Raw genomic sequence first — 16,229 nt, forward strand, 5'->3', positions numbered from 1 at the left:
AGAAGTCAGTAATCTTTTAAGAACACTGATTTAAACATTCAACCAATAAAACCATTAGATTTCAATATGAATACCATCACTCTCAATACAACAAATACAATTCCTGAAATTCCCAAACAAGGAATGCCCATTACTATTATTACGGGATTTCTCGGAAGTGGTAAAACTACGCTTTTAAATCAAATCCTACAAAATAAACAAGATTTAAAAGTCGCTGTTCTCGTCAATGAGTTTGGTGATATTAACATTGATAGTCAATTACTAATTTCTGTAGACCAAGATATGGTAGAACTTAGTAATGGCTGTATATGTTGTACAATTAATGATGGTTTAGTTGATGCTGTTTATCGAGTTTTAGAACGAGAAGAACGCATTGATTATCTAGTAATTGAAACCACTGGTGTTGCTGACCCTTTACCAATTATCCTAACTTTTTTTAGCACAGAACTGAGAGATTTAACTAACATAGATTCGATTCTCACAGTGGTAGATGCTGAAGCATTTGACGAAGAACACTTCCAGAGTGAAGCAGCTTTAAAACAGATTACTTATGGGGATATTATTCTCCTCAATAAAACAGACCTTGTTACCCCAGAGAAAATTCAAGAAGTAGAAAATTTCATCCATGATATCAAGCATGGAGCGAAGATTTTACATACTCAATATGGTGAAGTTGCTTTACCATTAATTTTAGATGTGGGTTTAACACCAAAAGATAAGTACATTGCTATTGATGACGAAGATACTCATAAACATGAACATCATCATGAACATGAGCATCATCATCATCACTCTGATCATTTAGACAATGATGGGTTTGTTTCCATTTCTTTCCAAAGTGATAAACCATTTGATGTGCATAAATTTGAGAATTTCCTAACCGAAGAAATGCCAGAAAATGTATTTCGAGCTAAGGGTATTTTATGGTTTAGTGATAGTGAGTTACGTCATATCTTCCAACTGAGCGGACCTCGTTACACTTTGCACGCTGATGAATGGTATACTTCACCGAAAAATCAGGTAGTTTTTGTTGGCAGAAAACTGGATACTAATGAGATTTACACAAAACTTAACAAATGTTTGTTATAGTTTAATAGTAGTAACCAATGAGCAAATTTAGTTAATAGATATTCGACTATTAACATCCACCATAACTCATCCCACTAAACTTAGAAAATGACTTTATCTATTCGTCCAGAACTAACTTCTGCTGCTGATATAATTTCATCTTTATCTAATCAGCAACAGCCAACTGTAACAGAGGCAGACATGATGCAAGCTGTACGCACTCTACTGATTGGATTAGGAGAAAATCCAGACCGTGAGGGATTAAAAGATACTCCCAAAAGAGTTGTTAAAGCGTTAAAATTTCTTACAAGTGGATATGATCAATCTATAGATGAACTGCTAAATGGAGCAGTATTTACAGAAGATGCAAATGAAATGGTTTTAGTCCGGGATATTGATCTTTTCAGTTCCTGTGAACACCACATATTACCAATCATTGGCCGCGCTCATATTGCTTATATTCCTAATGGTAAAGTCATAGGATTATCAAAAATTGCCCGCATTTGTGAAATGTATGCTCGACGTTTACAAGTGCAAGAACGGCTAACTTTACAAATTGCTGACGCACTGCAAGGTTTACTCAAACCTCAAGGGGTTGCAGTGGTAATTGAAGCAACTCATATGTGTATGGTGATGAGAGGAGTGCAAAAACCAGGTTCTTGGACTGTTACCAGTGCTATGCGTGGTGTGTTTTCTGAAGACGCACGCACTCGTGAAGAATTTATGAATTTAATTCGCCACAGTGCTAATTTTAAATAGGCTTTGTGTGATGTAGGGATAAGAGATTTTTTATCTCTACATTATATTGATATTTGAACGCAGATAAACGCAGATAAACGCAGATAAAAAGGGATAAGTTATCATGATTGGAAATTTGAAATTTAATGAGCAGGGGTTAATTCCGGCTATAGCTCAAGATTATCTCGATGGTACTGTTCTAATGATGGCTTGGATGAATGCAGAATCAATTCAAAAAACCCTGGCTACAGGTGAAGTTTATTATTGGAGTCGTTCCCGTTCTCAGTTGTGGCATAAGGGGGCAACATCTGCACATATTCAAAAGGTAAAAGAGCTTTTTTATGATTGTGATGGTGATACAATTCTCATCAAAATTGAGCAAGTTGGTGATATTGCCTGTCATACTGGAGCAAGAAGTTGTTTTTTTAATTCTGTGGGAATTTTATCTCATAAATTATAATTTATATTGATTATGACTTTACCAATTATTACCGTTGTCGCTGGATTATTTGGATCTGGAAAAACTACCTGGATCTGTCAACAAATTCGAGATATTAAATCTATTGAAAAAGTAATTTATTTTTCTCCAGGAACGGGGAATATCCCCATTGATCAAACTAAAATAGCTACTGAATTTCCTGATCTGAAAATATTTGGTGATGGTCAAGAAATTGAATTTCTATATCACATCCCCACAGCAGATAGTGTTTATGTTGAATTAGGTTCTTATCTAGAGTTAAATAGTATATCAAAAATATTAGATCATCTCACTTACCAGGCTATAGCAATTATTCCAGAGGAGTTAAAAAACTCTGAATATGATAGTTGGGCAAATGAAATTATCTATGGCGCACCAGTTCCAACTATAATTGTAGAAAATTTATGGCGGGTAGAAACTACGGGGCAAGTAATTGATGAAAATAGTTTAGATGAATTTTGGTATGAAATAACTCACGGTGCTTATGGTATTGTTACCCGTGCTAAGGCAATTTTCGATGTTAATGATGGACGTTCTCTTTCCTGTGATTTTGTCTCTGGTGTTCCCCAAACGGACTTTTTAGAATTAAACGTACCAAGGTATTTAGAAGGTAGACCTCAGCGATTTAGTGGCATAGAAATAGCCGGAAAAAACTTAAATGAAACCGCTTTAAAAGCAACATTATCAGATTGCTGTTTATCTGAATCCATGATTTTGCAATATCAACAACAAGTACAACAAATTTTACTAGAAGGTCAACAAGTATGAAAATAGCTGTCATGTCATGTATTCATGGTAATTACGAAGCCTTAGATGCTGTATTATTAGATATTGACGAACAAAAAGCTGAAAAAATATTTTGTGTTGGTGATTTAGTGGGATATGGACCCCACCCTAATGCGGTAATTAACCAAATTCGCTCCTTGGATATTCCTACCTGCGCTGGTTGTTGGGATGAAGATATTGTAGAGGGATTAAACGCTTGTGATTGTAGTTATCCTTCAATATTGGCAGAAAAAAGAGGACTAAAGGCTCACCAATGGACAAATCAGGAAATCCACCCACAAAACCGGGAATTTTTGGCCAATTTACCCCATAGTCTCCAATGGCAAAACTTAGCCTTTGTTCACGGTAGTCCCCATAGCAACCATGAATATTTATTACCTGAATTGGATGCTTTTGTCGCTTTAGAAAGGGTACTTTCCACAGGTGCAGACGTGCTATTTTGTGGACATACTCACGTTCCTTATACTCGTAATCTTAATGCTGGTGAGTTACAAGTTCAGGTTAATAATCCAGCAGAATCACGGAAAATTAACTTTTCATCTGCGCTGAAAAAGATTGTTAATGTTGGTTCTGTTGGAGAACCTCGACATGGACGACCAAATGCAACTTATGTAATTTATGAAACTGATACTCAAGGGGTGACTTTGCGGGAAGTTACCTATGATTATCAAAAAACCTGTGCAGCAATTATCGAAAAGGGATTACCAGAAATCTTTGCTTGGCGTTTAGCGCATGGCTTAGAGTATGCTGAACGGGCAGAAGATCCAACTCATGTTTGTACCAGATAAAATAACTAATCCAAAATCTAAAATCTAAAATCCAAAATTGACTATGTGGGCAATATTGAGTGGAATTGAAGGAAATTTGCCAGCCTATGAAGCTGTGATAGCTGATATTAAGCTGCAAAGCCGTTACATAGAGGCATTATATATTATCGGTGATTTAGTCGGTCCAAGGCGAGAATGTGAACAGCTAGTGGAAAGGGTAAAATCACCGCGACGGGGTGAATTAGCACCAATGGTTTGTAAGGGATGGTGGGAAGAACAGTGTTTGATTTTACATGGTTTGGGTCCGACTGGAGACGCACCGGAATTACTGGCAAAATATGGTGGTGATACTGTGCAGATGTTGTGGGATTGTGTTTCCCGTCAGACAGTACAATGGTTGAGAAACTTGGATTTTGGTTTTTTTGAATTAGATTGTTTATTAATACACGGTTCGACAGCAGGTGTAAATGATGAACTTACTCCCGATACTCCCCCAATTCAAATGCTAGATAGATTGTCACGAATGCAAGCAAATAATCTATTTTGTGGTCGTTCTGGGTTAACTTTTCAGTATCAGTTACAAGCTGGTTCTATTAGCAGTGAAATTACTACCCTTGCTCATCAATTGTCCCCGCAAATTGTCACGGTTACTCCTAGTCAAGTGATTGGAGTGGGAAACGTGGGACGGACACCAGGAGAAGCAACATATACTCTCTACAATCCTGAGACAAATCAGGTGAAGTTTAAAACCGTGTATTACGGACAAGCTAAGGGTTTTCAAAAGCGGCAGATTTGTAACTAAGGTCTAGAAAGACCTAATACTCGCCATTTTTCCCGACTCAGAAAAAAGCCAATCCCATTTCTATTGGTACAAGTTAAACCTGTTTTTTGGGATACACATTTAAAACCACCATTGTTCCAAGTCCGTCCATAAGCCAAAACGGGTTTATTTTTATCAGCGACAGTATCACTAATACACAAAATTTCTGGTCTAGCATCAGCAGGTAACAAAAAACCCATTCCCCAATCAAACCCGCAATATCCAGGGTAAGGTTGAGGCGGTTTGGGTTTTAGCGAAGTATTGATTTCACAGCGTAAACTATTTGTTTCTCCTTCACTTAGCTCACAAAACATATTACCACTGGGGGATTGAAACCCTTTTGGTGCAGCAATACTTACCTGTGGCAAGACAGTTACTATGCTGGTAACTACAAAGATAATTGGTTTGATCAATTGTTTATACATAATTGGATCATATCTGAAAAGGTTGGGTTGGGAAACGGTTACCTTCGCACAGCAAATGGTACAGCGGCGTTAGCCATAGTGTGGCAAAGCCATAACCCACAAAATGCGTATTTGTTGCGCTGTCGCTTAATCCAACAAAGCAAAAAATGGCCAAGGTATTGAGAATAATAAGATTATTTCTATAACTGTGAAAACGGGTCTTTAGATATGATATGTGTAAGTTGGAGTAAATTCCGTGCCAATGGATATTTAAAGGTGTTTTGACGGATCATAGAAAACTTCTTTGGCAGATTAAGCCGGATTTGTGACTTTCGCTGCTGAGAAGTTTTGACAACAAAAATTTGTAATTGTTTAGAAATTGTAATTTTAGGTTCGGGAATCTATGTTAACCAACGCGCAAACCCCCACTATCACAAAGGATTCATCTGATGTTCTCCCTGGTGTGAATGCCCAGGCTAGAGTCAGTCAGTTTATGCAGAATCTGCAGGATGAAATTACCCAAGGTTTAGAGAAATTAGATGGTCTGGGGACGTTTCAGGAAGATAGTTGGCAGCGTCCAGAAGGGGGTGGTGGGCGATCGCGTGTCCTGCGGGATGGGGCGATCTTTGAACAAGCAGGGGTAAATTTTTCTGAAGTTTGGGGTTCTCATTTACCTCCTTCAATTTTAGCCCAACGTCCAGAAGCAGCAGGACATGGATTTTATGCAACGGGTACTTCTTTGGTGTTGCACCCACGAAATCCTTATGTACCTACAGTCCATTTAAATTACCGCTATTTTGAAGCAGGCCCAGTTTGGTGGTTTGGTGGAGGTGCGGATTTAACACCTTATTACCCCTTTGCTGAAGATGCAAAACATTTTCATAACACTTTTAAACAAGCTTGTGATCAACACCATCCTGAGTATTATCCTGTGTTTAAGCGGTGGTGCGATGAATATTTTTATCTGAAACATCGGGATGAAACACGAGGAATTGGTGGTTTATTTTTAGATTACCAAGATGGTCAAGGTTCTATCTATCGCGGCCCGGATCCTCATGGGGACGCAGCTATTTATAGTAATCAGGTAGGTCAATTACCGTCACGGAGTTGGGAAGATATATTTGCTTTAGTTCAAGACTGTGCTGGGGCATTTTTACCTGCTTATGCGCCAATTGCGGAACGCCGACAGGGGATGGAATACGGCGATCGCCAACGTAATTTCCAATTATACCGTCGTGGTAGATATGTAGAATTTAACTTGGTTTATGACCGAGGGACAATTTTTGGACTGCAAACCAACGGCCGCACAGAATCAATTCTCATGTCTCTACCACCTTTAGTTCGTTGGGAATATGGCTACAAACCAGAACCTAATTCTCCTGAAGCTGAGTTGTATGAGACTTTTCTAAAACCGCAAGATTGGATAAACTGGAAACCAAGTCAAGAATAGGCAAGATCTAAGGGGTGAGAGGCACTCCTTCTCTCCCCCTCTTGCTTATTCTCTATTCCCTAAAAATTTTTTTATAACCCCTACTGATGATTGTTTTGATTAGCAAATATTAGCAAAAAGATGTTACTTCAATGATTCATATAGAGCAAAAAACCTACACAACTCAAGACGGTAACACAATAATAATGTTAACTCCGGTAGGTCGCTTAGATATTACCACTGCTTGGCAATTTCGGCTGAAATTACAGGAATGTATTTCTAAGCTTGGCCGTCATATTGTTATTGATCTAGGCCAAGTAAATTTTATTGATAGTTCTGGACTGACTTCCTTAGTAGCTGGTATGCGTGATGCTGATAAGGTTAAGGGCAGTTTTCGTATTTGTAATATTCACCCAGAAGCCAAGCTTGTGTTTGAAGTCACAATGATGGATACAGTATTTGAAATCTTTGAAACTCAAGAAGAAGCCCTAGAAGGTGTACCTCGGAGTCTAAGTTTTTGATAGAACTAGGACTTACGCAAGTGTCACACCGAAAATCTGTTGTAGGGTGCGTCAGACTGCATAAATACTGCAAATAAACAGATTGTTGATATCTGAGGCACCCTATCAATGTGCCAGTTGCGTAAGTCCTGATAACTTGAACTATTTAGCCCTGATTGGTTCATACTAGATAACAGGAATACGCCTTTACTAAAATTTTCTTTGTGAATAACGTCCGTACAGTATCTGATACAAAAAGAACCTTTTACACTCTTCATACCAGGCCGATTAATACTATTTACCGCCGGGTAGTGGAGGAGTTGATGGTAGAAATGCACCTACTATCAGTCAATGTTGATTTTAGCTACGATGCGATTTATGCCTTGGGCGTTGTCACAACTTTTGACCGCTTCATGGATGGCTACCAACCAGAACAGGACAAAGAGTCAATTTTCCGAGCAATCTGTCAGGCTGTGGAACAAGACCCCCAGAGCTACCGACAAGATGCCTCCAGATTGCAAGCTTTAGCTGCCAGTTTACCAGCTAAGGATTTGATTGCTAGTTTAAGTCAAGCAAGTCCCCTCAATCAAGATGCAGATTTGCAAAAGCAACTAGAAGCGGTGGCCGCAAATTCCAACTTTAAATATAGTCGTTTATTTGGCGTTGGTTTATTTGCATTATTAGTCCAGTCAGATCCTGAACTTGTCAAAAACAATGAGCAAAGGGCTGAAGCACTAAAAGCAATCTCTAACGGGTTACATATCTCTGAAGATAAACTCATCAAAGATTTAGAACTATACAGTTCTAACCTAGAAAAAATGGCGCAAGCACTCATAGTCATGGCAGATATTTTGACAGCAGATCGCAAAAAACGCGATGCTTTAAAGCAAGCCTAACTATCAGCACTATCCCGTACTAATAAATAATTTGGGAACGGGATATCCATGTTGAGAAATCCCCCAAATAGCAAAAAGCCCGCCTAACATCAAAGTGTTTAGCGGGCTTAAAAATTATTGAAAATTGAAAATGGAGCTTATGGGAGTCGAACCCATGTCCAAATTGGGTATTAACCCTCCACTCGTTCACAGGTTTAGCCTCTCTGACCCTCAAGGCGGGAATCGTTCATTATCCCGAACGTAGGATGCTCTGATTTAATCTTAGCCTTCAAGCCAACCAGAGAACGCTTGTTGGAGCATCCGTTGGGGGTTAGGTCTTTAATCCTTAACGGAGTCAAATTAAAGACGCTCGAACCTATTAGAGGTTTCTTAGGCAGCTACTAGAGCTTCCCGACGAGCAAATTTTACGATATTGTTCGCATTTACTTTTTTTTCGAGTCTTTGATTTGCGAGAGATGACTCGCTCTCGACCTGAATCACAGAGTAGCTTTCGCCAACCTGTCGAAACCGTTAAAGCCCCATGTACTTCACACTTTTATTATAGTACGGAATTTTGCAATTTGACAAATAAGTTGATTACCATTCCTGTTGCTGAAAACTGGCGTTGCTGATTAAGGGTATGAATTTTAGTCTATCCTAATTATGTAGATGCCGCTACACAACCAACTTCTTTTAAAGTTTATCCTCGTTTTTATCGCCGGCTGCAATTAAATCGCAATAATCCTATTCATACTTTTTTGTGGTTAACCAGTGCTATTACTTGAGAAAAGATATATCAAGATAGTACATCACGGCGTAAATAAAGCAACTATATTCAATCGCCAAAAAGCTTACTGTATATTAGTTTTGACCTTTGACTTTTGACTTTTGACTTCCGCCCTGCGGTAATAGTCCCTATAAATTGCGGGTAAATCCGTCTGAGGGGGCTTTATACCCGACAGAAATTTATGTACAAATACGTGGGTTAGAAGGCATAATAGATGGCATCTACCATATAGAAGTTGAGAATAATTGTCTGACCTTAATTTATGAATTAGGCGATGATGGATTGGATAATTATGTTATACCAAATAAATGTATTAACGGATTCATCTTTTTAGTTAGTTGTGTTTATCATAGGTCTAGCTGGAAATATCAAGACAGGAGTTTGAGATATTGTTTGTTGGATAGCGGACACCATTTGGGTGCTATCGCTGCTTTTTGCATATCTTCATGAAAACAACATACAACTAGGCTTTGATTTTGATAAACTTATTCTCAATGCAGATTTGGGATTTGAGAATAAGGAGTTTATTACTAGTTGTGTGATATCACCAGAAGCGCAAGAAAAACCAGTCAGACGCTTAAGGCTACCTATTCCTTTTGTCTGTGGTACTGACTATTTTCAAGTTAATCAATGTGTTGAAGATGCCTATCAAACAACGTCTTTACAGCCTAGTCACCAGCAGCAGCTAGAACATCCTCAATTTAATTTTGACCGAGAACGGTTTTTGGAGAACGTTTGGAATAGGTGTCCGATTATTTGAGTTATCAAACGGCTATGCAATTAGCCGGATTTGTCGGACAGAGAGTGTATTTATTTAGCAACTATTGGGGAATAGATTGTAGTGGTATTGGTGCTTTCTATGATGATGAAACCCAAGCCTTTCTAGAAACCAATAAGGACGTATTGTATGCAATGGCAATTGGTAAATAAATAGGAAAATAACTGGAAATGGCGAGAAGAGAACATCAATTCCATGCTGATGATAAGCACCCTATACAGCCAACATCAGCAGATATTATGCTTCGACAACAATTGGAGCATTCAATTAGCAAATACTTTTATGAAGGATGCGATCGCATTATTCATAGTTTATTGTCTAATTGTCGTTGGTATGCCACAACTCATGCGAGTATTTTGACTTTAGTAATTGAATGCCCTGACCAAGTTACCAACTGGCAAATTTTGCAACAAATTGTCCCTATGGCTAATGTTCTTTCTGGCATTGTTAGCAGTGCTAAAATTCGTATTTGTCCTCCCGATAGTCAAACTGTACCTTTTGAAATGAGAGTAGATGAGTTGCCAGTTTATCGTGATTGGATCTGATGCAATTGGGGATTTGAGATTGTTGATTAAGCCATAACATTCTGTTGGATAACTGTAATTAGTTCGGCAAAAACTAAATCAGCAGAACGTTGAACAACAGGACTTAATTCCAGCCCAAAATCCAGATTTGCAGCTTCAATTAAATAGACTATCACCTCTTGAGGAAAATCATCTAAAAAGATTTTTCTCCCAGCAGCCAAGGCATGATCCCAGCGAAAATCATGTAAGTTGTAACTAGGTTCGGGCAGTGCTTCTAGTTCGTTCCCTGGGACTTTAAATATAGCACCTGCTTCTGAACCTGTGCAACTGGCATCCAGAATAATTAATTTTTCGCTACCTCTGGCTTGAAACATCACTTCCATTCCCGCAGTTCCACTATCGAAAACGCGGATGTTGGGGTGAGGATTTTGGGCGAGATATTGCTGTAAACGTTGGGCGATAATTACGCCGACAGCATCATCATTCCGATTGAGATTGCCACAGCCAATGATAGTTAGCATGGGATATTTATAATAACATGAATATTATCAACTTTGCACAAAAAATTAAAATTTACGGAAATTTTGACTACATCTTTGATCATTGACTTTATAGTAGCTATAGCGCACAAGATCCCCGACTTCTTGTGTAATCGTCTCCATAAACTATCAAGCAATGCTCAGAAGTCGGGGATCTGATGTTTATCTTCTCTGCGTTTATCTGTAGTGGTTAGTCAAAAATCATTCTTACCCATGACAGAATTGCTATATGCTAGTATTTCGTGATACAGAGACTAAAGGTAGAGGGATATTTGCCCAGCAAGATTTTGCTAAAGGAGATTTAATTGAAAGAGCCGCTGTGATTGTGATTCCTAAACAGCAAGTTAAGTTAATTACTAAAACGGTGTTATTAAATTATTATTTTGGTTGGCATGGAGAAAGCGGGGCAATAGGTTTAGGTTTTGCTTCTCTTTTTAATCATTCTTATCATCCCAATGCGGTTTATATTAAGAATTTTGCTAAAAATGTAATTGATATTGTTGCTCATCAATATATTCGGGAAGGGCAGGAAATTACGATTAATTATAATGGGCAGGTTGATGATATTTCCCCTGTTTGGTTTGATGTAGAAGAGTAGGTTGGGTTGAGGTAAGGAAACCCAACATTTACTATTGTCAGAATCAGGATTTTCAGGATTAAAGGATTTTCAGGATTATTTATTGATAATTTATTCATTTTGAGTACATAAATTCCTGTGTCTAATATTAAAAATTAACATCTACTTCCTGAATTAAATAATCTGGCATTTGCCGAATTTGAGCAATAGTTTTATCTTGAATATTCATACAAATTTTAACCCAGGGTTATTTGTGCATTTGCTATAATTATAACTCAATGATATGGCTACGCTATCAGACAAGTATTGTAAAAAAGGATACTGCCATGAATACATCTGTTAAAACAATCAAAGTCTATGACGAAATTGTAGATTTCATTGCTGCTGGTACTACTCCCGAAAGTGTAATTAACTTCCACCTTTCCGAAACAGCACAAAACCGTTTAGAGGATTTAATTGATAGTGCTAAAAATAATGAACTAACGAAACAAGACAAGGAAGAATTAGAGTATTTTTTGACTTTAGAACACATTATTAGATTAGCTAAAGCTAAGGCTCATAAATATATTAACGCTGAGGGTAAATAAGGTGTCTCGTACTTACATTAATTTAGAAATAAGGCGTTTAGTTGTGGAACGTGCTGGTAATATCTGTGAATATTGTCTAATTTCAGAAGAAGATACTACATCTTGTCAAGTTGATCATATCATTAGTGTCAAACATGGTGGACCAAGTACGGATGATAATCTCTGTTATGCTTGTGTTTTCTGTAATTTGCAAAAAGGTACAGATTTAGGTTCAATTAATTGACGAAATGGTGAATTAGTGAGATTTTTTAACCCTCGTAGAGACTTTTGGGGTGATCATTTTCAACTTAATGAAGCTATCATTCAACCATTAACAGATATTGGTGAAGTAACATCCCGTATTCTCGATTTTAACAAAAATGAACGAATTATAGAAAGGCAATTATTGATAGAAGTTGATAAGTATCCACCAACAGCAGCAAAAGAAAAAATGAGTAAGAATTAGTGTCAATGACAATTCTTTCCTCAATCATCACTTTCAAGAATTTCTTTGAGCTTTTCTTCTGTCATACCTTTTGCTTCAGCATTTTTGCCAACTTGATCACAAAATTCCTGAAACTCATTTTTTAGCAATTTAGTCAATCTTTGATACTCATATTGTCAGAATCAGGATGCTCAAGATTAAAGGATTAACAGGATTGTTTATTGATGATTTATTCATGTTAAGTACATAAATTCCCATTTCTAATATTAAAAATAAACATCCTGTAAATCCTTAAATCCTGTAAATCCTGATTCAGACAAAAGTTTATAATTCTCCGCGTTTTTCTGGGTGGGAATTACCCACCCTACAAATTTATAAATTCACACCATGTTTCTTAGCAATTTCTACAAGTTGCTCATATTGATGTTGTGATGCTTTAGCTAAAATTGCATCTGCTTCTTCTGGATTACTACCATCTTTAGGAATTAAATACTTAACATAAAGAGAAACAAAATCAACCACAGCAGCTAAACCTGTTAATTCGTGTTTATCGGCTTGTTTTCCAGCAATTACGGCTACTAAACCTGCTCTAATGGGGTCAGGTCTTACTTTCATAAATTGGTCAACTAATTGCTTAGAATAATCCCCTGGTGCTAAATTCTTTAACTTACTTTGATCGGGTTTAAATTCTAATCCTGCGGCTGTTGACTGATCCAACATACACCATTCTATAAATTCTTGCAATGCAGCTTCAGGAAGTTGAGGAAGATATTGATGTAGTTCTAAATTAGACACAATTAGTTACCATTTTTAGTATTTAGTAATTCCTAATTGATAATTCTTCATCTGATAATTAGGAATTATCAATTATTCCTTAAAATTCAGACTAACCCACTGATTTGGGAACTTTTGTACTGCACATAACAATTATATAGAACCCTGACAGATCCCCGACTTCTCTAAGAAGTCGGGGATCTTAAATTAAGCTGTTCTAAAACGAGCCAATTCTTCTCCAGTTTTCGCGTCATGGGCGTGAACAGTACACACTAAACAAGAATCAAAAGAACGGGCTACATGACCGACTTCTACAGGGTCTTTCGGGTCTTGAATTGGTGTTCCAATTAATGCTTTTTCAATTGGTCCTAGTTGTCCTTCACCGTCACGGGGCCCGATATTCCAAGTACCTGGGGCGATAACTTGATAGTTTTTAATTTTGCCTTTTTCGATTTCTACCCAGTGACATAATGCACCTCTAGCGGCTTCCGTTGCACCCCAACCTTTACCATCTTTTTCTTCTGGTTTAATATACCAAGGATCGTTTAATTTGAACTCTCTTAAACAACGTTCAGCTTGGCGATATAGTTTAACTATTTCGTGGACTCTTCCTAATTGGCGAAGATGAACACTTGGACCACCCATTTGCTTGAATGTGTCGAGAATAAATGGGTCATAATGTTGCCAAGATTCCCCATGATTTCCCCCTGCAACTAATTGACGCGCTAGAGGTCCTGCTTCTAAACGTCCTAAGTCTTGGTGGAGGACTGCACTTGACCAAGAATATGCCCCATTAAAGTCTTTTTGATTGTGATTAATTGGGTTTGTAGTGCGATCGCTTGGATGCCAATCTTGAGTACCTTCATCATACCAAGAATGGGTTAAATTCTCACGGGCAAAACCTTGATTCATTAAGGCATGAGTATCGGTGAAGCTATCATAAACACCGCTTTTCATAATCACAGCAGCATTACGTCCTTCAATGGTGGGATGATTATATTTATCCTCATGGGGAATATAACCCCAAGTCACATATTTACCCACACCAGCACCATATCGATCTAAACCAATATCTAAGCCCATGCGCCAATATAAACCTAAGTCTGATTCCCGATGTTTAACATCTTCATTTAACCACTTTTGAAAGTCTTCATAAGATTGAATTTCTTCATATCTTTCTAAAGAACAACCTAACCAAACTGGTTCTAACCAATTGGTGCGGAAATATTCCAAAATTGCCCAGGCGCGGGTAATATCAGTTAAAGTTGGGGCGCACATTACTCCACCAGGCACCATATAACTGCAATGACAACAGGTGATATGCTGTAAATGTTCCTGAGTAACTTATTTTATCAGGTAATTTTGCTCAATCAGAACATTTTATTTTCACCATTTCAGTTTATAAATAAGGAATATTTAGGGATTGAGTCAAGGTAATTTTTATCCCTAACAGTTACAGCAGTTTTCTTGTATTTGAACTACTATTATTAGACCTAACCCCCAGCCCCTTCCCTACCTCTCCCTAACCCTCTCCTAAGAGGAGAGGGAAAAAGAAAAACCTTTGTTGCTGGAAGGGGGGTAAATCAAAGCCTCTCTCCTTGCAGGAGAGAGGTTTGGAGAGAGGTCGGTTTGTGGTCTATTTACCTGAAAATAGCTGTACTGTAATATCGGAAACCTATCCCCCATCTCTACATGAGGATGCAAATGCAGACTCAAGGGACTGGTTCGCAGATATGTTTGCAGACTTTGAGCCGCAGAACACCACAGACGGTAGCTATAGAGGAACAATGGCGAAAATTAAAGCAACGGAATTACAGTATCAAGCAGTTTTTGAACAGAAGTTAATTGCAGCTAATAATAATTTAAAAAGAGAGAGAATAAGAGTTAGTATTAAACAAACTGGCAATTCTCTCCAATTACGAGCTACTTTACCTTTAAAACCAGGAGATTACAGTTTAGGTAAGACAAAAAAGCAGTATGATTTATCTCTAGGAATACCCGCAAATTTAGAGGGATTAAAAACAGCAATTGAAGAAAGTTATGAATTGGGTAAATTAATTGCTCGTCATACTTTCGAGTGGAATGAGAAGTATTTAGGAATTAAATCGAGAGAGAAGCAAGAGATAAAAACTATTGGAGAATTATTAAATACATTTGATCAAAAATATTATCAAACTCGTCAGAAAACTATTACCAGTGAAAATACTTTTGCTAATTATATATCTGTCATTAAAAGAAACTTGACTCTCACCCATTTAGCCACAAAAGAAAATTTTGAGGAAATTATTAATTCATTTCAGGGTAATAAAAAAAATGAACTGATTGCGGTAAGTTCTGTTTTGATTAAAACCTTTAATTTAGGATTTCAACTTGATGTCAAACGAGATCATGTCACTCCTGCTTATCGAGAAATTCCTGAAGATGACAAAATAATATCTGCTTTTGACCTCTTTGAAAAATTCGCCCTCAACCGCAAAAATACAAACATTAGTGATGAAATAGACACCTGGGAAATGTGGCGTTGGGTATATGGAATGTTGGCGACATTTGGGTTAAGACCAAGGGAATTATTTGTCCAACCAGATATTAATTGGTGGATGTCTCCCCAAAATATAGATCATACTTGGAAAGTGAATAAAAATACCAAAACTGGATATCGAGAAGTTATTCCTTTTGTACCTGAATGGGTATATTTATTTGATTTAAAAAATCCCAAACCACTAAATATTTTAGAAAGAAAGGTTGAAAAAATTGCATCTGTACAAAATATTAATTGGATGCGGAGAGATATATCCAGATGGTTTAGAAAGGTGGGAATTGAGTTTCAACCTTATGATTTACGTCATGGTTGTGCAATTCGAGCGCATCTTCAGGGAATACCGATTAAAGCCGCAGCAGATAATTTAGGTCATACTGTTGATGAACATACAAAAACCTATCAAAGATGGTTTGGGATTGAAAACCGGAAAAAAGCCTTTGGTGAGGTAATTAGTCAAAGGTCGTTAATTGAGTTGCAGAAGAATGAAATTTTGGCGTTAAGGATGGAGAATGAAAGGTTGAAATTGGAGATTCAGGACTTACGCAAAACCGCAGGTAAGTAGGGGTGATTTATGATTAACCCTATGCAAGAATCTAGTTTTTGTTTCAATATTGCATAAGTCATAAAGTAGAAAAGTTAAAGTTCTCGGATAATGTCTAAATAAACGTAATATATACTTATTGAAATTCTTCTATTCGGCATTGCATAATATAGGGACGAATGGAATAATCAAATTTTATTGACCCAGGAAACCATACTCAATCCGTTTGTTACTTCATTATTTGAAGTATAGGGAAATATCCATACTTATTTGATTGATCCTACATTATGTAAC

Annotated in this window: 20 protein-coding genes, 1 other RNA gene and 2 pseudogenes; 18 read left to right on the forward strand and 5 right to left on the reverse strand. The window is 37.4% G+C overall.

Going from position 1 to position 16,229, the window contains the following annotated elements; all coding sequences use genetic code 11:
- Nucleotides 1–66: 66 nt before the first annotated feature.
- The 6 genes from BMF77_RS07615 (at nt 67) to BMF77_RS07640 (ending at nt 4,639) form a co-directional block, all read left to right on the forward strand.
- Nucleotides 67–1,089 carry a GTP-binding protein gene (locus tag BMF77_RS07615; protein WP_148761860.1) on the forward strand — a complete coding sequence of 341 codons (1,023 nt, stop codon included), beginning with the start codon at nt 67–69 and terminating at the stop codon, nt 1,087–1,089.
- 87 nt (nt 1,090–1,176) lie between these two features.
- Nucleotides 1,177–1,827: a GTP cyclohydrolase I FolE gene (gene folE / locus BMF77_RS07620; protein WP_148761862.1), complete on the forward strand. Its 651-nt coding sequence runs from the start codon at nt 1,177–1,179 to the stop codon at nt 1,825–1,827.
- A 103-nt stretch (nt 1,828–1,930) separates the two neighbouring features.
- The gene (gene hisI, locus BMF77_RS07625) at nt 1,931–2,266 is read left to right on the forward strand and encodes a phosphoribosyl-AMP cyclohydrolase (protein WP_148761865.1); all 336 of its coding nucleotides are present in this window, start codon (nt 1,931–1,933) and stop codon (nt 2,264–2,266) included.
- 12 nt (nt 2,267–2,278) lie between these two features.
- Complete coding sequence (locus BMF77_RS07630; RefSeq protein ID WP_148761867.1) at nt 2,279–3,052, forward strand: GTP-binding protein; 774 nt, start codon at nt 2,279–2,281, stop codon at nt 3,050–3,052.
- The gene (locus BMF77_RS07635) at nt 3,049–3,858 is read left to right on the forward strand and encodes a metallophosphoesterase (RefSeq protein WP_148761868.1); all 810 of its coding nucleotides are present in this window, start codon (nt 3,049–3,051) and stop codon (nt 3,856–3,858) included. The genes BMF77_RS07630 and BMF77_RS07635 overlap by 4 nt, the downstream gene beginning before the upstream one ends.
- A gap of 37 nt (nt 3,859–3,895) precedes the next feature.
- On the forward strand, nt 3,896–4,639 hold the full coding sequence (locus BMF77_RS07640; RefSeq protein ID WP_148761870.1) for a metallophosphatase: 744 nt from the start codon (nt 3,896–3,898) through the stop codon (nt 4,637–4,639).
- Here the strand turns inward: BMF77_RS07640 and BMF77_RS07645 are convergent.
- Complete coding sequence (locus BMF77_RS07645) at nt 4,636–5,082, reverse strand: DUF6636 domain-containing protein (protein WP_148761872.1); 447 nt, start codon at nt 5,080–5,082, stop codon at nt 4,636–4,638. The two genes, BMF77_RS07640 and BMF77_RS07645, sit on opposite strands and share 4 nt — an antisense overlap.
- Before the next feature lie 382 nt (nt 5,083–5,464).
- On the opposite strand from BMF77_RS07645, the gene hemF reads away from it, so the two are divergent.
- From hemF to psb29, 3 genes are all read left to right on the forward strand, one after another.
- Complete coding sequence (gene hemF, locus BMF77_RS07650; protein WP_148761874.1) at nt 5,465–6,511, forward strand: oxygen-dependent coproporphyrinogen oxidase; 1,047 nt, start codon at nt 5,465–5,467, stop codon at nt 6,509–6,511.
- 131 nt (nt 6,512–6,642) lie between these two features.
- Nucleotides 6,643–7,011: an STAS domain-containing protein gene (locus tag BMF77_RS07655; protein WP_148761876.1), complete on the forward strand. Its 369-nt coding sequence runs from the start codon at nt 6,643–6,645 to the stop codon at nt 7,009–7,011.
- A 203-nt stretch (nt 7,012–7,214) separates the two neighbouring features.
- The gene (gene psb29 / locus BMF77_RS07660) at nt 7,215–7,886 is read left to right on the forward strand and encodes a photosystem II biogenesis protein Psp29 (RefSeq protein ID WP_148761878.1); all 672 of its coding nucleotides are present in this window, start codon (nt 7,215–7,217) and stop codon (nt 7,884–7,886) included.
- 128 nt (nt 7,887–8,014) lie between these two features.
- Here psb29 and ssrA read toward each other — a convergent pair.
- Nucleotides 8,015–8,406: a transfer-messenger RNA gene (gene ssrA / locus BMF77_RS07665) on the reverse strand.
- A 115-nt stretch (nt 8,407–8,521) separates the two neighbouring features.
- On the opposite strand from ssrA, the pseudogene BMF77_RS27730 reads away from it, so the two are divergent.
- The 4 genes and pseudogenes from BMF77_RS27730 to BMF77_RS07675 all read left to right on the forward strand — a co-directional run.
- A pseudogene (locus BMF77_RS27730) lies at nt 8,522–8,660 on the forward strand (SagB/ThcOx family dehydrogenase); the annotation flags it as partial.
- 410 nt (nt 8,661–9,070) lie between these two features.
- Nucleotides 9,071–9,412: a hypothetical protein gene (locus tag BMF77_RS28905; RefSeq protein ID WP_371735423.1), complete on the forward strand. Its 342-nt coding sequence runs from the start codon at nt 9,071–9,073 to the stop codon at nt 9,410–9,412.
- Nucleotides 9,409–9,582 (forward strand): hypothetical protein, encoded by a 174-nt coding sequence (locus BMF77_RS28910; RefSeq protein WP_371735425.1) that lies wholly within the window; start codon nt 9,409–9,411, stop codon nt 9,580–9,582. Before BMF77_RS28905 ends, BMF77_RS28910 begins: the two co-directional genes overlap by 4 nt.
- An 18-nt stretch (nt 9,583–9,600) precedes the next feature.
- Complete coding sequence (locus BMF77_RS07675; RefSeq protein ID WP_148761880.1) at nt 9,601–9,975, forward strand: hypothetical protein; 375 nt, start codon at nt 9,601–9,603, stop codon at nt 9,973–9,975.
- A gap of 26 nt (nt 9,976–10,001) precedes the next feature.
- Here the strand turns inward: BMF77_RS07675 and BMF77_RS07680 are convergent, their stop codons facing one another.
- Complete coding sequence (locus tag BMF77_RS07680; RefSeq protein WP_148761882.1) at nt 10,002–10,475, reverse strand: hydrogenase maturation protease; 474 nt, start codon at nt 10,473–10,475, stop codon at nt 10,002–10,004.
- Between the two features lie 247 nt (nt 10,476–10,722).
- On the opposite strand from BMF77_RS07680, the gene BMF77_RS07685 reads away from it, so the two are divergent.
- The 4 genes from BMF77_RS07685 to BMF77_RS28920 all read left to right on the forward strand — a co-directional run bounded on the left by BMF77_RS07685 (nt 10,723) and on the right by BMF77_RS28920 (nt 12,102).
- Nucleotides 10,723–11,091, forward strand: a complete 369-nt coding sequence (locus BMF77_RS07685) for an SET domain-containing protein (protein WP_148761884.1) — start codon at nt 10,723–10,725, stop codon at nt 11,089–11,091.
- Between the two features lie 305 nt (nt 11,092–11,396).
- Nucleotides 11,397–11,657, forward strand: coding sequence for a hypothetical protein (locus tag BMF77_RS07690; protein ID WP_148761886.1), 261 nt, complete (start codon nt 11,397–11,399; stop codon nt 11,655–11,657).
- A 1-nt stretch (nt 11,658) separates the two neighbouring features.
- Complete coding sequence (locus BMF77_RS28915) at nt 11,659–11,880, forward strand: HNH endonuclease (protein WP_371735428.1); 222 nt, start codon at nt 11,659–11,661, stop codon at nt 11,878–11,880.
- Nucleotides 11,881–11,895: 15 nt separating this feature from the next.
- On the forward strand, nt 11,896–12,102 hold the full coding sequence (locus tag BMF77_RS28920) for a hypothetical protein (RefSeq protein ID WP_323294494.1): 207 nt from the start codon (nt 11,896–11,898) through the stop codon (nt 12,100–12,102).
- A gap of 351 nt (nt 12,103–12,453) precedes the next feature.
- Here BMF77_RS28920 and BMF77_RS07705 read toward each other — a convergent pair whose 3' ends face one another.
- Both BMF77_RS07705 and BMF77_RS07710 read right to left on the reverse strand, forming a co-directional pair.
- A complete protein-coding gene (locus BMF77_RS07705) occupies nt 12,454–12,876 on the reverse strand; it encodes a hypothetical protein (protein WP_148761888.1) in 423 nt (140 codons plus the stop codon).
- 186 nt (nt 12,877–13,062) lie between these two features.
- A pseudogene (locus tag BMF77_RS07710) lies at nt 13,063–14,163 on the reverse strand (nickel-dependent hydrogenase large subunit); the annotation flags it as partial.
- Between the two features lie 425 nt (nt 14,164–14,588).
- Between BMF77_RS07710 and BMF77_RS07715 the strand changes: the two are divergent.
- The gene (locus BMF77_RS07715; RefSeq protein ID WP_371735607.1) at nt 14,589–15,956 is read left to right on the forward strand and encodes a site-specific integrase; all 1,368 of its coding nucleotides are present in this window, start codon (nt 14,589–14,591) and stop codon (nt 15,954–15,956) included.
- Nucleotides 15,957–16,229: the final 273 nt, after the last annotated feature.

Origin of the sequence: Dolichospermum sp. UHCC 0315A, assembly GCF_008121535.1 — a bacterium.
Lineage (GTDB): Bacteria > Cyanobacteriota > Cyanobacteriia > Cyanobacteriales > Nostocaceae > Dolichospermum > Dolichospermum lemmermannii.